Annotated in this window: 15 protein-coding genes; 2 read left to right on the top strand and 13 right to left on the bottom strand. The window is 46.0% G+C overall.

What is annotated here, in order from left to right:
* Nucleotides 1-5: 5 nt before the first annotated feature.
* The 11 genes from GU3_RS17135 to GU3_RS13250 form a co-directional block, all read right to left on the bottom strand.
* Entirely contained in the window at nucleotides 6-1,280 is a 1,275-nt protein-coding gene (locus GU3_RS17135; RefSeq protein WP_148265906.1) for a glycosyltransferase family 4 protein, read from the bottom strand.
* Nucleotides 1,258-2,274: a hypothetical protein gene (locus tag GU3_RS17140; RefSeq protein WP_148265907.1), complete on the bottom strand. Its 1,017-nt coding sequence runs from the start codon at nucleotides 2,272-2,274 to the stop codon at nucleotides 1,258-1,260. Before GU3_RS17140 ends, GU3_RS17135 begins: the two co-directional genes overlap by 23 nt.
* Before the next feature lie 254 nt (nucleotides 2,275-2,528).
* Complete coding sequence (locus GU3_RS17145; protein WP_148265908.1) at nucleotides 2,529-3,053, bottom strand: hypothetical protein; 525 nt, start codon at nucleotides 3,051-3,053, stop codon at nucleotides 2,529-2,531.
* A gap of 62 nt (nucleotides 3,054-3,115) precedes the next feature.
* Complete coding sequence (locus GU3_RS16855) at nucleotides 3,116-3,433, bottom strand: glycosyltransferase family A protein (RefSeq protein WP_083829471.1); 318 nt, start codon at nucleotides 3,431-3,433, stop codon at nucleotides 3,116-3,118.
* 23 nt (nucleotides 3,434-3,456) lie between these two features.
* Entirely contained in the window at nucleotides 3,457-4,722 is a 1,266-nt protein-coding gene (locus GU3_RS13225; RefSeq protein ID WP_014293032.1) for an O-antigen translocase, read from the bottom strand.
* A gap of 3 nt (nucleotides 4,723-4,725) precedes the next feature.
* Nucleotides 4,726-5,847: a DegT/DnrJ/EryC1/StrS aminotransferase family protein gene (locus tag GU3_RS13230; protein WP_014293033.1), complete on the bottom strand. Its 1,122-nt coding sequence runs from the start codon at nucleotides 5,845-5,847 to the stop codon at nucleotides 4,726-4,728.
* Nucleotides 5,847-7,013 carry a formyltransferase family protein gene (locus GU3_RS16860; RefSeq protein WP_083829472.1) on the bottom strand — a complete coding sequence of 389 codons (1,167 nt, stop codon included), beginning with the start codon at nucleotides 7,011-7,013 and terminating at the stop codon, nucleotides 5,847-5,849. The genes GU3_RS13230 and GU3_RS16860 overlap by 1 nt, the downstream gene beginning before the upstream one ends.
* Nucleotides 7,013-7,411 (bottom strand): FdtA/QdtA family cupin domain-containing protein, encoded by a 399-nt coding sequence (locus GU3_RS13235; RefSeq protein WP_041543215.1) that lies wholly within the window; start codon nucleotides 7,409-7,411, stop codon nucleotides 7,013-7,015. The genes GU3_RS16860 and GU3_RS13235 overlap by 1 nt, the downstream gene beginning before the upstream one ends.
* A gap of 1 nt (nucleotide 7,412) precedes the next feature.
* On the bottom strand, nucleotides 7,413-8,279 hold the full coding sequence (gene rfbA, locus GU3_RS13240; protein WP_014293035.1) for a glucose-1-phosphate thymidylyltransferase RfbA: 867 nt from the start codon (nucleotides 8,277-8,279) through the stop codon (nucleotides 7,413-7,415).
* Nucleotides 8,279-9,439, bottom strand: coding sequence for a dTDP-glucose 4,6-dehydratase (locus GU3_RS13245; RefSeq protein WP_014293036.1), 1,161 nt, complete (start codon nucleotides 9,437-9,439; stop codon nucleotides 8,279-8,281). Before GU3_RS13245 ends, rfbA begins: the two co-directional genes overlap by 1 nt.
* A 50-nt stretch (nucleotides 9,440-9,489) precedes the next feature.
* On the bottom strand, nucleotides 9,490-10,281 hold the full coding sequence (locus GU3_RS13250) for a Wzz/FepE/Etk N-terminal domain-containing protein (protein WP_014293037.1): 792 nt from the start codon (nucleotides 10,279-10,281) through the stop codon (nucleotides 9,490-9,492).
* Between the two features lie 360 nt (nucleotides 10,282-10,641).
* Here GU3_RS13250 and rcsF point away from each other — a divergent pair, with 360 nt between their 5' ends.
* Entirely contained in the window at nucleotides 10,642-11,010 is a 369-nt protein-coding gene (gene rcsF / locus GU3_RS13255) for an Rcs stress response system protein RcsF (RefSeq protein ID WP_041543217.1), read from the top strand.
* 181 nt (nucleotides 11,011-11,191) lie between these two features.
* The gene (gene tsaA / locus GU3_RS13260) at nucleotides 11,192-11,896 is read left to right on the top strand and encodes a tRNA (N6-threonylcarbamoyladenosine(37)-N6)-methyltransferase TrmO (protein ID WP_014293039.1); all 705 of its coding nucleotides are present in this window, start codon (nucleotides 11,192-11,194) and stop codon (nucleotides 11,894-11,896) included.
* 30 nt (nucleotides 11,897-11,926) lie between these two features.
* On the opposite strand, the gene GU3_RS13265 is transcribed toward tsaA, so the two are convergent.
* The gene (locus tag GU3_RS13265; protein WP_041543220.1) at nucleotides 11,927-12,349 is read right to left on the bottom strand and encodes a DUF86 domain-containing protein; all 423 of its coding nucleotides are present in this window, start codon (nucleotides 12,347-12,349) and stop codon (nucleotides 11,927-11,929) included.
* The gene (locus GU3_RS13270; protein WP_041543223.1) at nucleotides 12,342-12,740 is read right to left on the bottom strand and encodes a nucleotidyltransferase domain-containing protein; all 399 of its coding nucleotides are present in this window, start codon (nucleotides 12,738-12,740) and stop codon (nucleotides 12,342-12,344) included. The genes GU3_RS13265 and GU3_RS13270 overlap by 8 nt, the downstream gene beginning before the upstream one ends.
* Nucleotides 12,741-12,784 lie beyond the last annotated feature (44 nt).

Raw genomic sequence — 12,784 nt, forward strand, 5'->3', positions numbered from 1 at the left:
AAACTCTAATTTATTAGGCCAACAAGATTACTAGTAATTACCTTTGAGGTGAAATTAATTCTGGCATACTCCAAACCTTTTTCAATAGTAGATCTATAGTTTTCTTGCCCAGTCAACACCTCCAACAACTTATTATTAGAGACGCTAGTGTCAGCCCTTGAATCAATATAAAACCCAATACCATTTTCATAGATTAATTTCATAGATGCTATTTCTGAAGGACCATATGCAATTAAACCAATACCTGTAGCCAAACACTCAGGGATTTTTGTCGATACAGAAAGCCTTGTCATTTTTATATATTCATCCAAGTCGCTTTCAACATGCAAAAGAAAATCCGCACTTTTATATAGATCATCAACTTCAACAGAGCTTAATCGACCTAAGAAATCAACATTATGACTATTAAACTCTTGGACCTGCTTTTGACTAGGTATATCACCGGTACAAACTTTAAGTAAAACCTTTTTATTTAGTTCTATTTCGGATTGATTTATCAATTTAGAAAATGAGATCAGCGAGCTAAAACGTCCAAGCGTCAACCCGCCTGCATAGACTATAGATATAACATCCTTTTTGCCTATGTTAGCAGCCGGTATAGTCGTTTTAGGTATATGAATAGGATGGATTAGTACAGAAAAATCTAGTTTATATCTTTCTTTATAAACCCTTGCCATTTCCTCACCTATGACAAACCTACCAGAAGATAAGCGCATTACTTCTAAAGCTTTTGCTTTGTATGAACTTGGTATATTAGTTATATCATTACCTAAAAAATCATCTGTATAGTAAACATAGATAGGTATATTAAATTTTTTCTTTATACTCAGAGCAATATCGTATGTAAAATTATAGCTTGAGGGAACTAAAAAAATAGCGTCTGGTGCAAATTCTAAAATCCAGGCGTCTAAATTTGATGAATTCCATCTGTCATTCTTATATAAAAACTCACGAGTAACGTTTTTTAACTTAGTGAATTTTTTCGCAAAGCCAATTAATCCTTTATAAATCTTACCTTTCTCTTGATGATGATCCACTATAGTGGGCTTGGGACTAATAACTCCACCTAGACATCTCCTCTTAAAAATCAAGCTTTTCATCACATCAATATCGCGGATACGATAGAAATTAATAAATTTTTTAGACTCTGGTATTTCATCTTGAAAGAAAATCTGTGCTAAATCATCTGCATCCCAACTATCAAAAATACCTGTTAAGGTTTTCCCATTATTTGCATGCAATGATAAAGAGTTCTGACTAATTATAAGAATTTTTTTCATACTTAACCAACGCTGTTTTCAGATAAACAGAAAATACAGACAAGAGCACAATTAAATTATAAATTTCTGAGGAGGCCCATATAGCCCCTTTAAAGTAATACGCCGCTAAAGCTATAAATAATGAAAACACTACAATTAATCCAAAGTTTATTTTAAGAAACTTCCTTAGAGGCCCCGTCAGGTAGAAAACAACAATTAAAAGCAGCATGGTATTTAAAGCACCAAATATATAAATATCTCTAACAAAGCCTATATCAGATGAAACAGGGAAGTTACCTTGCTCTCCAAAAACTGATAATCCTGTACCAAAAATAAAGCTCATAGTCTCTGTTGGAAAATGAAACATTTCCTCTAGCACTTGAAAAGTTCCAGTTCTCTCTCCATCGATTAAGCTCACTATTTCTTCAATACCCCACATTAATCGAGTCATATACTTATCTAAATTCAGACCGGCTGACATTAAAATGAAGAGTCCAAAACCTGAAAGTAAAAACAACTTCCCCCCACTAATTAGACTCTTTCCATGAAAGGCCATGGACAATGCAGTAAGTATAAAAAAAACGACAACTGGAACCAGCCCAATTCGCGCATTAACAATAACAGAAAAAATAAAAAGAAATGATAAAAATAGCAACCAATAATATCTTAAGTTAAAAGCCGAAATTCGAGAAGCCATAGTGATAACAATTAAAGCGTAAACACCCATCAGCATAGGGAATGTTGAAGTATAGCCATTAGCCAATCCATAAGAACGAAGCCCTCCATACTCATTTGAAATGCTGGATAAATCTTCTACTCTAGATGTTTCCAAAACCCACCCTCGAAAATCTGGTGACACAATTGAAATAGCAACAAAGAATAATTGCACCAGACCTATGTTAATTAAATATTCAAAAAAACCCTCAAGTGAAAAAGTGTATAGCTGGCTGTAACTAACAACAATAAACAAAACACACACAAAGGAAAATAAAACCAGCGAATAATTATACGCCATATAAGTTGCGTCGGCGCCATTAGATAGACCAAAAACCAACAAGTAAGATATTATATAAAACAAAAACAAGATATAAATAAAAATCCTTTTATCTCTCAATAGAGAAAGATAACAGCCACCGTTAAAAAAAACAGACAATACAGCAACAAAAAAAAGCAAATATATTAAATTAAAATTTAAAAAATTAGTGGGGTTAAATATATAAAAAAAACATAAACCCCTAAAAAAACTTCATCAGCACTCTTGGCATTCAACTACTTCCAATAGAATAAAAATCTAAAAATTGCCTTATAGAAATAAACTGAATTACACTTAGGAAGAGAATTAAGCATTCCGGACATAGAATACAACTTATCTCTCTTATAGGCAGAAAAATATATGAAACGTCTGAAATTCCATTCAAGCAACGCCTCCTCATAAAGAGGGTGTGCTTTGTATTTACTTATCGTCTTTAGATGAGATTCAGATACATCGCGCCGCATTACAGGTCTTTTCCTGTTCGATCCAATAGCTGCAGGTGAGCGATAGTAATAAAGCTTATCCTTTACAAACCCCGCTTTACTTTTAGATAATATCCTTAAGCTTATATCATAGTCTTCGGCTGTTAATGTTTCATCAAAACCTTTCAATTCATCTTTAAGGAAACTAGCAGTATACATACCAGTAACAGGAAAATGCACTTTAAACGTAAAGACCTCATCAAATGTTACATTATCATGCAAGCCCTTATTCGCTAAACTTGTTGCTACTGTTAATATGTCCCCATTGTCATCTTGCACATAAGCCTGCGTATAACAAAAGTTAACACCTTGATTTTCAATAAAGTACTGAACCTGTATACTTAGTTTTTTTTGTGCAAAATATCATCAGATGAACAAAACCCTATAATATCGCCTGCTGCTAGACCAATTCCTTCATTCAGAGTCGCACACAATCCTTTATTAGGCCTATGTCTAAACTCAAACCGTTTAAATCGCTCTTCACAAGCAGGAATCATCTCTTGAATAACTTCAACGGAATTATCTTTTGAACCATCATCAATAATGATCAGTTCAATATTTTCATAGTCTTGATCAATTACGCTTTGAATGCTTTCTTGCACAAACTGAGCGTGATTGTAGCAAGGTATAACCACTGACACTAATGGATTGTTATTCATTTCTTTCTGTCTTTATAGAGTATTCAGTTAACAACTTTACTGACGTTTTTTAATGACTTTCTGATTAGCACCATCATAATCACCCAGTAAATTGCGTAGTTAGCTGCATGAGCAATAACCGGCGCTTGTAGACCGTAACTAGGTATGAAAGCATACGTAAAAACAACAAAACCGGCAGCAAAAATAATTTCTGTGGTGATGAAGAGTTTAACCATGGCCTGGCCTAGCATCAGGTATGCCAATATCCAGCTGCCTATTTTCAAGGTATCACCCAGCATTTGCCAGGCGAACAGCTCCCGCATTGGAGTGAACTCAGCGGTAAAGAGCAGACCTATAATAAAATCCCTCAGCAGGTAGATAACCAGTCCACAGGCAGCGGCCGTGGGTAATATTATCTTATATCCCTGAATGATCTCCGTCTTAATATCTTGAGAATCTTTAAGCTCAGACAATCTGGGCAGGTAATAGACACTCAAGGTGGTGGTTACCAGCATCAGATAAGCCGCACTCAGTCGCCACATGGCTTCCCAATAGCCCGCTGCATCCCAGCCAAGGGTTTCGCCCAGATGATTACGCACCAATATATGGCTCACGGGCACACAGGCGGCACTGGTGAGTGCCATGGCGGTGAATTTGCCCAGGTTCAGTGCGGTTTGCTTGTCGATGCGACCGACCAGGTACTGTACCTTAAACCAAGTGGTGCTGCGGCACATATAAAGGGTGACAAAAAACACCAAAGACTGGTTAATGGCGAGCGTTAGCAAGGCACCATACAAGCCAAACTGCACAATCATCAAGGCGCTGATCATGAGCGAGAATAGGCTGCCGGTAATATTCACCAGCACATATCGGCCAATTTCTTTTTTTCCGTTCAGGATTGCCAGCAACAAGGTATTGAAAACAAAAAATACCAGTGTTAGTCCAAACCAGATAAAAATGCTGCTGTATTGGGTATCTTTTAAAAACCAGCTGGCCAGCGGCTTGCTTAACACTGCAACCAGCAGGCCCGACACGATCGAGCCTATCAGGGTGATGGTACCGGCGGTTTGCCATACGGTGCGCTGCTTTTGCTCATCCTCAAAATATTCGGCCGTGTACTTGGTCACCCCCGTATTAATGGCACCACTGCCAAAGGTGGAGATCATTTGTACCGCATTTTGGAAGTTACCAATCGCCGCATAACCGGCTGGCCCCACGTAAATAGCCAGTATCTTATTGATACCCAGCATGGTGAGCATTTTAATAACGACTGCAATGCCGTTCAGAAGGCTGGTTTTAATCAGAGTCATGCGTCAGAGCATCTCAAAGCAGTTACAGGCGGCAATAACAGTATCTATCTGAACATCTGTCATTACGGGGCTGATTGGCAGGCTCAGCACTTGCTGATGCATGGCTTCTGTTAATGGGTAGGGCTGTTCATTCCACTGGGCATAGGCCTGTTGCTGGTGCGGCGGGATCGGGTAATGGATCAGGGTCTGAATAGCGGCATCAGCCAAATATGCCTGCAAGGCTTCGCGTTCTGCCGTACGGATTACGTACAGATGGAATACATGGCTTTCCAGTGATTCCATGGTGCTGCTGGCCGGTATTGGCTGAGAAATGGCAGGATGTGAAATACCTTTGGCATAGGCCAGTGCAATCTCTTTACGCCGGTGTGTGTCGGCATTCAGATGTTTCAGTTTCACCCGCAGCATGGCGGCCTGTATTTCATCCAGCCGGCTGTTTACACCCTGGTAGAAGTTTTCATACTTCTTGTGACTGCCGTAGTTGGCAATGGCACGCAAGGTAGTTGCGAGTTCATTATCGTTGGTGGTTACCGCACCGGCATCACCCAGGGCGCCCAGGTTTTTTCCCGGATAGAAACTGAAGCCGCTGGCATGACCCCAGTTGCCGGCTTTTTTACCATTGATACTGGCACCGTGGGCCTGGGCCGAGTCTTCCAGCACCAGCAGGTTATGGCGCTCTGCCAAGTCCATAATGGCGGGCATATCGGCCAGCTGGCCGTAGAGGTGCACCGGCAAAATGGCACGGGTTTTGGGGGTAATGGCCGCTTCGGCCTTGATCGGGCAGAGGTTATAGCTTGCCGCATCCGGCTCTACCAATACCGGCACCAAGCGGTTTTCGGTAATGGCCAGAATGCTGGCAATGTAGGTGTTGGCGGGAACAATGACTTCGTCCCCTTCCTTCAACCTGCCCAGCTCTTTCCAGGCACGCAGGGTAAGGATGAGCGCGTCCAGGCCATTGGCCACGCCTATGCAGTGTTTGGTGCCGCAGTAATCGGCAAACTCCTGCTCAAAGGCTTTCACTTCCTGGCCCTGAATATACCAGCCTGAGTCGATGACTTTGGTTGCTGCATCTATCAATTGTTGACGATACTGTTCGTTAACTAGTTTTAGATCGAGAAATGAAATCATTATTTTACACCCAAGAAAAACTTTTCTTTTTCAGATAAATAATCTGCTAACTGCTTCCCTGAAAAATCCTTGTGCTTAACACAAGCTCCACTCGCAACCAAAAAATCAAACAGCTTTTTATCACCAGCTTTAATACAAAAATCTTTTGCATACATCAGAACTGATGTTCCATTGTTATTGCAATCATTAACACTAGCTCCTTTTTCAAGGAGAAACTTAACAACATCAACATTTCCGTGATAAGCCGCAATAATAATTGGTGACCAACCGTTTTCATTTCGGTCATTAACACCACATAAGCCTTTCAAAAGCATTCCCGCTTGCTCAACTGTACAAGTGGAAAACTCATTAATTCTATCTATACGATCAAAATACAATCTAATATCGAAATCAATCGTTGCCAGATCAAAAAAATCGGGTTCTCTATTTACCACCGTACCAGGTTTACATATACTACGGGAGTCAAGAATCTCAGCTTCAACAATTCTCTCACCCATAATCATAGGCAACTGGTACTCTCTAAAACTAAAAGAGTAGATTTGTCTAACCACACTGAAAGCCGTTTGATTTAGATCAACTTTCAAACTGCCAAAATCTATACTTTTTTTCGAATAATATGTTGAACCATTTTTAGGTTGTGTTATGGAACTTAGCTCACCAGTGAGTATGTCATCAAACCTACTTTTAATCAGTTCAAAAGAAGATGACAAATACTTTCTATATAAGTCTCTTGCTCTATCATGCGCAGATATAGCAAACTCACGCTGATCGATAATTGCCCCTGCATCTATTCCACTATCGATCTCATGCAAGGTTACACCTGAGACAACTTCGTTATTTAACAAAGGCCAAATAGATGTATACATCCCTTTGTATTTTGGAAGTAAAGAAAAATGAATGTTGTATGGACGAGCTTTCTTGAATTTCTCTGTCCGTACTATCTTATCAAACTCAAGACTAATAAAAATTGATGCTTGTTCATATGCTTCCTCAAGAGATATTTCTTTTACCCCTTTATCTAAAGCCGTTTTCTTTAATGATCTTTGCCAGCCATGAGTACCATTATCTGTTTGATTACATACAACCACGAAACCTTCATTGTAATTATCAAGAAGATAATTAAACACGTTAACTGCAATATTGTTCTTACCAGCCAAGACAAGCATTATTTGACCAGCCTTATAAATTCATCATAATTACGAATATAATCCACTTCATCATAATGCTCACTGGCCAGCACCAGCAGCACGCAGTCTGGGCTAAAGTCGTGCATTTCCCGCCACACCAGGTCTTCAATCAAGAGCCCACGGGTGGGAGAATCCAGCAAAACTTCTTTGCGCTCATGGCCATTGTCCAGCACCATGCGGCAACTTCCAGTAACACACAGTGCTACCTGTTTCAGGTTTTTATGGGCATGAAACCCTCTGGACACGCCCGCTTTGGTACCAAAAATGTAATAAACCCGCTTGATATCAAAGGGTACGGTTTTTAACGCTTCCAATGCGACCAAAGAGCCTCGGCCATCCCCCAAGGGAGGAAAGTCAATAAACTGAACCAAATCCATATCAGCCCCTTAAAATATCCAGCAAATACTGCCCATAACTATTCTTGCTTAGCATCTGCCCTGCCTGCTTGAGCTGCGCTACATTCAGCCAGCCATTATTAAAGGCAATTTCTTCCAGGCAGGCAATTTTATAGCCCTGGCGCATTTCTATGGTTTCCACAAAAGAGGCGGCCTGCAGCAAGCTTTCGTGAGTGCCGGTGTCCAGCCAGGCAAAGCCACGGCCCAGCAACTCCACGTTTAATTCGCCACGCTCAAGATACACCTGGTTAATGCTGGTAATTTCCAGCTCGCCACGCTCCGAGGGCTGAACCTCTTTGGCAATACGCACCACATTGTTATCGTAAAAATACAGACCGGTTACCGCATAGTGAGACCTGGGCTTAAGGGGTTTTTCTTCTATGGAAACAGCACGCTTGTTTTCATCAAACTCCACTACGCCAAAGCGCTCGGGATCTTTTACCTGATATCCAAATACTGTAGCGCCGGCAGGCCGAGCAGCCGCAGCGCGCAGCATGGGAGTAAAACCTTGGCCGTAGAAGATGTTGTCACCCAGCACCAGGCAGACATTGCTGTCGCCAATAAACTCTTCACCAATAATAAAGGCCTGAGCCAGGCCATCCGGGCTGGGCTGTACGGCGTAGCTGAGTTCAATGCCAAAGCGGCTGCCGTCACCCAGCAGTCGCTTGAAGCTGTCGCTGTCTTCGGGAGTCGTGATGATCAGCACTTCACAAATGCCTGCCAGCATCAGTACCGACAGCGGATAGTAGATCATGGGTTTGTCGTAAACCGGCAACAACTGCTTGGACACGCCCATGGTAATGGGATAAAGGCGGGTGCCGCTTCCTCCGGCAAGAATAATTCCCTTCATTACATCACTCCCAGGCGTTCACGTTGATAGCTGCCATCCTGCACCCGTTGGCACCATTCTTGATTATTGAGATACCACTGCACGGTTTTGCGAATGCCGGATTCAAAGGTCTCAACCGGCTTCCAGCCCAGTTCCCGTTCAATTTTGCTGGCGTCTATGGCGTAGCGGCGGTCATGACCGGGCCGATCACTCACATGAGTGATGAGCTGCTTGTAGGAAGATTCCGCATCAAGTGCGGAATGACCCGCCTTGGGAGCCAGTTCATCCAGCAGGGTGCAGATGGTTTGTACTACTTCCAGGTTGGTTTTTTCGTTATGACCACCGATGTTGTAGGTTTCCCCTACTTTGCCTTCGGTGACGACTTTGTAGAGCGCACGGGCGTGATCTTCCACATAAAGCCAGTCGCGAATTTGGTCGCCTTTACCGTAGATGGGCAGCGGCTTGCCTTCCAGGGCGTTGAGGATCACCAGCGGAATGAGCTTTTCCGGAAAGTGGTAGGGGCCGTAGTTGTTGGAGCAGTTGGTTACGATTGCAGGCAGGCCATAGGTACGCTGCCAGGCTCGCACCAGGTGATCGGAGCTGGCCTTGCTGGCGGAATAGGGGCTGCTAGGGGCGTAGGCGGTAGCTTCGGTGAAGAGCGGAAGCTCCGTATCCACAGTGTTGAGTTGTGAGTGTTGAATGTTGAGTTTTAATTCACCACTTACACCTAAACACTCAACATTCACATCCGAAGGATGGGGAAGGTCGCCATACACTTCGTCGGTGGAAATATGATGAAAACGGAAAGACGCCTTACGCTCTGCACTCAGGCCGCTCCAGTAGCCTCTTGCCACTTCAAGCAGAGTGTAGGTGCCAACTATGTTGGTCTGAATAAACTCGGCGGGGCCGTCGATGGATCTGTCTACGTGGCTTTCTGCTGCCAGGTGCATAATGGCATCGGGCTGGTGCTCAGCAAACACACGCTCAAGTTCGGGCCGGTTGCAAATGTCCACATGTTCAAAAGCGTAACGGTTACTTCCATTTACTTCTGCCAAGCTTTCCCAGTTGCCTGCGTAAGTAAGTTTGTCAACGTTCACCACACTGTCTTGGGTGTACTGGATGATATGGCGAATAACGGCAGAGCCGATAAAGCCGGCACCACCGGTTACCAGTATTTTCATGATTATATTCTTGATTGTTGTTTAAATTGAGTTAGCTTAAAAACTACTGATTATTCTTCCTGTAAGCTTGCGCACAGCTGTACAATAAACTCCCGCACAAACACGGCCATTACCGCCAGCATGGCGCCCAGCACCAGGCCCAGCGCCAGCACCAGTGCTTTGCTGGTGCCTTTGGGTTGCAGGCTCTGGTTGGCAATGGCGGAGATGCTGCCCGGTTGAAAGCTGTTAACCTGCCCCTGCAGGTCGTTAATTGTGCTGGTGTAGCTGGCAATCAGCTCGCCGGTTTTGGCCAGTTCGGCATTATTGACCAGGTCAATCTGCGCTTTGGCAGCATCTATTTGTTGCTGCAGCAACTCTGTGCGGCGGTGAATATTGGCGTTTTGCTCTGCCTTCAGCCGTTCGGCTATGGCTCCATGCAGCTCTTGCACCAGGGGCTCTGCGTCTTCTGTGGTTTGGCTGGTAATGGTGATCAGGCTGGAGTCGCGCGGATTGCTGATGTTGAGTTTGAAGGGCACGGCTTCAAGCTGGTGGCGCGGTAAAAACTCACGCACCACGGCAGGAATGTAAAGGCTGTTTACCTTGGTCTGCAGGCCGGCGGCGCTTTCCAGCGTTTGGCCTGCGCTGCTTTCTGCCATGGTGTAAATGGTGGTGTATTCGTATTTTTGCGGCAGCATAAAGGCCACTACGGCGGCGGCAGCCAGGGTGAGCATAAACACCAGCGCCAAGAGCCGGCGGCGTTTGATCAAGGTTTTGGCGATGTCGACGAGGGAGATTTCGTCGTTCTGGTAAGGATATGGGGGCAGTTGCGGAGAAGAAGGTGCATTTTGTGGTAACTGGCTCATTTTGCTCTGCTTTTTTGAGTTGGATTGGTTATAACTTTATAAAAAGGCACGCTACCGCCCAAAGGGTTGGTGCTGGCCTTTCCCCCACGGCCGGGCAGTGCGTAAATTTGCGTTTTGCAACAGCCGAAGGCCTGCAAAGTCGCAACATTCTAAGGGATTTGGTCAGGAGGTGAAACCTGCGGGTGGCAAGACGCCTCTGCGCTGCTGGAGCACACTGCATTTCGCGTGTTTGGAAAGCGCCCTCACGGGCGCTATTGCAGGCTAGCAACCTACGCTCCACTTCGCCCCCACAATTTCATTCGATCTTCCGCCCGGCCCGGTGCAGAATAAGGTAACTCACTCTGATATTAAGGATTTGTCATGCGTGTTCTCGGTATGGCCCTGGTGGGCCTTGCTCTCTCCGGCTGCGCCAATATGGGGCTAGACAGCAATGTGTCGCCTGCCGGCATCAAGGACTATTACAAGGGCAACAATGTCAAACTCTATGGCCGCGATGAGCTGAAAGGGCTGAACTATGTCACCCTGGGGACGGTAGAAGGCGAGGCCTGCCAGGTGGAAGCCAGCGAGCCGCCGCCCAAGGATGCGGATGCCCGCGCCGACATTCGACGCCGCGCCGCCGACATGGGCGCCAACGGCATTTTGCTGGACCGCTGCATGCGTTTTACCGACATGCCCGGCTGCATAGAGCAGGTGCTGTGCAGCGGGCAGGCGTTGGTGGTAAACGAGTAATTTTGTAGGCCCCAATTTATTGGGGCAAAGAGTATTGTTGGAGCGCGGGTATTATCCCCGGATGGGGATAGCTTGCTCGCATTTCACGTCATTCCCGTGAAGGCGGGAATCCATTGTTGCCGCTTCGCGCCAAATTGCAGGCTAGCAGCCTGCGCTCCAACGTTGTTAACCGGATATTCTCATGACCAGTATCACGCTTGATCCCATCGGCATTATTCGCTCGCCCTATAAAGAGAAGTTTGCGGTGCCGCGCCAGCCGGGGCTGGTGAGCCGGGCCCGGGCAACCCTTGAGATGCTGCCGCCTTACAACGACCCCAGTGCCTTTCGGGGCCTTGGTGAATTCAGCCACTTATGGCTGGTGTTTGTGTTTCACCAGACCATGGAACAGGGCTGGAAGCCGACCGTGCGCCCGCCCCGGTTGGGCGGCAACGAGCGGGTGGGTGTGTTTTCCACCCGCTCCACCTTTCGGCCCAACCCGCTGGGGCTCTCGGTGGTGGAGCTGCGCGACATGTGTAAAAGCGGCAACCGGGTATGGCTGGAGCTGGGCGGCGTGGATCTGGTCGACGGCACCCCCATCGTGGACATCAAACCCTATCTGCCTTGGGCCGACTCCGTGCCGCACGCCCATGGCGGCTTTGCCCCGGCGCCACCAGATCTGGGCATGGAAGTGATTTTCTCCCCCGAGGCAGAGCAAGCCTGTGCCCGCTCGGAAATCCCCGAGCTGAAGGAGTTCATTACCGAGGTACTGGTGCAGGATCCGCGCCCGGCTTATAAAAAAACCGAGCAGAGCTGGCAGCAATATGGCGTGCGACTGTACGACTACAACGTGCGCTATGAGGTGTTTGGGCAACTGACCCGGGTATTGGCGCTGGAGCGTGGCGAGTAGCGCCAAGAAGCCACAACACCAGCGCTCCACCTATTGTGCTAGTGCATCAATTCCCTTTCTGGCAAAGGCGAGCAGATCCTGATGGTAGCCGGAGAGAATCACGTCCTGCACTATTGCCGGATCCACTTCGAGGTAGTCATGTACCAGGGCATTTCTGAGGCCAATCACCTTGCGCCAGGGCGTTTCCCGGCTGATTACACCTTTTTCAGACAGCCGGTTGAATGCCGTTAATGCCTCGTTGCTGGCCATTCCGGTTTCCTGCCTCGCCCAGTGCTTGGCAAGGCCGATGCACGATTCAATTAATACCTGCAATGTTCGTTCTGCTGCCCGTTGTTCAAACCGGCTCCAGGGCCCTTGCTGCAAACGACATTTAAGCTCTTGCAGATCCAGCTCACATTGATCAATGTGCTCTTTTTGAGCGCAGAGGTAGGCATTGGGTCCTTGATTACTCATTCATTCCTCCGGCCTTGTTCGCGTGAACATAATCCAGCTCCCACATGGAGTAAATACGCTGCTCAGCCTTCATTCGATGAGAGGGAGACTTGTTCAGCAATAATTTTCCCTCACTGAGTACATTCCAGCCAAGAGGCACCGGAGCAATGGCAAGGTCAATCACACTGATGGTGCCTTCTGGCATATTCAACCGGCATTGCCAGTCTATGGCCAGCTCTTCCGGCCGCAAACGCCGCTCCAGCGCGTTATCCAGCCAGTGGGTGAACACCACGGCCAGATCGTAGTCGCTGGTGTCATGGTTATCGCCACGAGCGCGGGAGCCATAAAGCCACAGTGCTGCTATATCAGGGTGCTGCCGCGCCAGCTCAATGATGTTTTCAAGTTGCGTCATACCACTCCATTTTCGCTTTGCGACCCGTTTTATGCAGTATACAG

The organism is Oceanimonas sp. GK1 (genome assembly GCF_000243075.1).
Classification (GTDB): domain Bacteria; phylum Pseudomonadota; class Gammaproteobacteria; order Enterobacterales; family Aeromonadaceae; genus Oceanimonas.

Bases quoted from the DNA above. Each gene is read 5' to 3' on its own strand.
- GU3_RS13245 (WP_014293036.1), bottom strand. From the start codon at position 9,439: ATGAAAATACTGGTAACCGGTGGTGCCGGCTTTATCGGCTCTGCCGTT.
- rcsF (WP_041543217.1), top strand. From the start codon at position 10,642: ATGCGTGTTCTCGGTATGGCCCTGGTGGGCCTTGCTCTCTCCGGCTGC.
- GU3_RS16855 (WP_083829471.1), bottom strand. From the start codon at position 3,433: ATGAATAACAATCCATTAGTGTCAGTGGTTATACCTTGCTACAATCAC.
- GU3_RS16860 (WP_083829472.1), bottom strand. From the start codon at position 7,013: ATGCTTGTCTTGGCTGGTAAGAACAATATTGCAGTTAACGTGTTTAAT.
- GU3_RS13270 (WP_041543223.1), bottom strand. From the start codon at position 12,740: ATGACGCAACTTGAAAACATCATTGAGCTGGCGCGGCAGCACCCTGAT.
- tsaA (WP_014293039.1), top strand. From the start codon at position 11,192: ATGACCAGTATCACGCTTGATCCCATCGGCATTATTCGCTCGCCCTAT.
- GU3_RS13225 (WP_014293032.1), bottom strand. From the start codon at position 4,722: ATGACTCTGATTAAAACCAGCCTTCTGAACGGCATTGCAGTCGTTATT.
- GU3_RS13265 (WP_041543220.1), bottom strand. From the start codon at position 12,349: ATGAGTAATCAAGGACCCAATGCCTACCTCTGCGCTCAAAAAGAGCAC.
- rfbA (WP_014293035.1), bottom strand. From the start codon at position 8,279: ATGAAGGGAATTATTCTTGCCGGAGGAAGCGGCACCCGCCTTTATCCC.
- GU3_RS13235 (WP_041543215.1), bottom strand. From the start codon at position 7,411: ATGGATTTGGTTCAGTTTATTGACTTTCCTCCCTTGGGGGATGGCCGA.
- GU3_RS13250 (WP_014293037.1), bottom strand. From the start codon at position 10,281: ATGAGCCAGTTACCACAAAATGCACCTTCTTCTCCGCAACTGCCCCCA.
- GU3_RS17140 (WP_148265907.1), bottom strand. From the start codon at position 2,274: ATGGCGTATAATTATTCGCTGGTTTTATTTTCCTTTGTGTGTGTTTTG.
- GU3_RS13230 (WP_014293033.1), bottom strand. From the start codon at position 5,847: ATGATTTCATTTCTCGATCTAAAACTAGTTAACGAACAGTATCGTCAA.
- GU3_RS17135 (WP_148265906.1), bottom strand. From the start codon at position 1,280: ATGAAAAAAATTCTTATAATTAGTCAGAACTCTTTATCATTGCATGCA.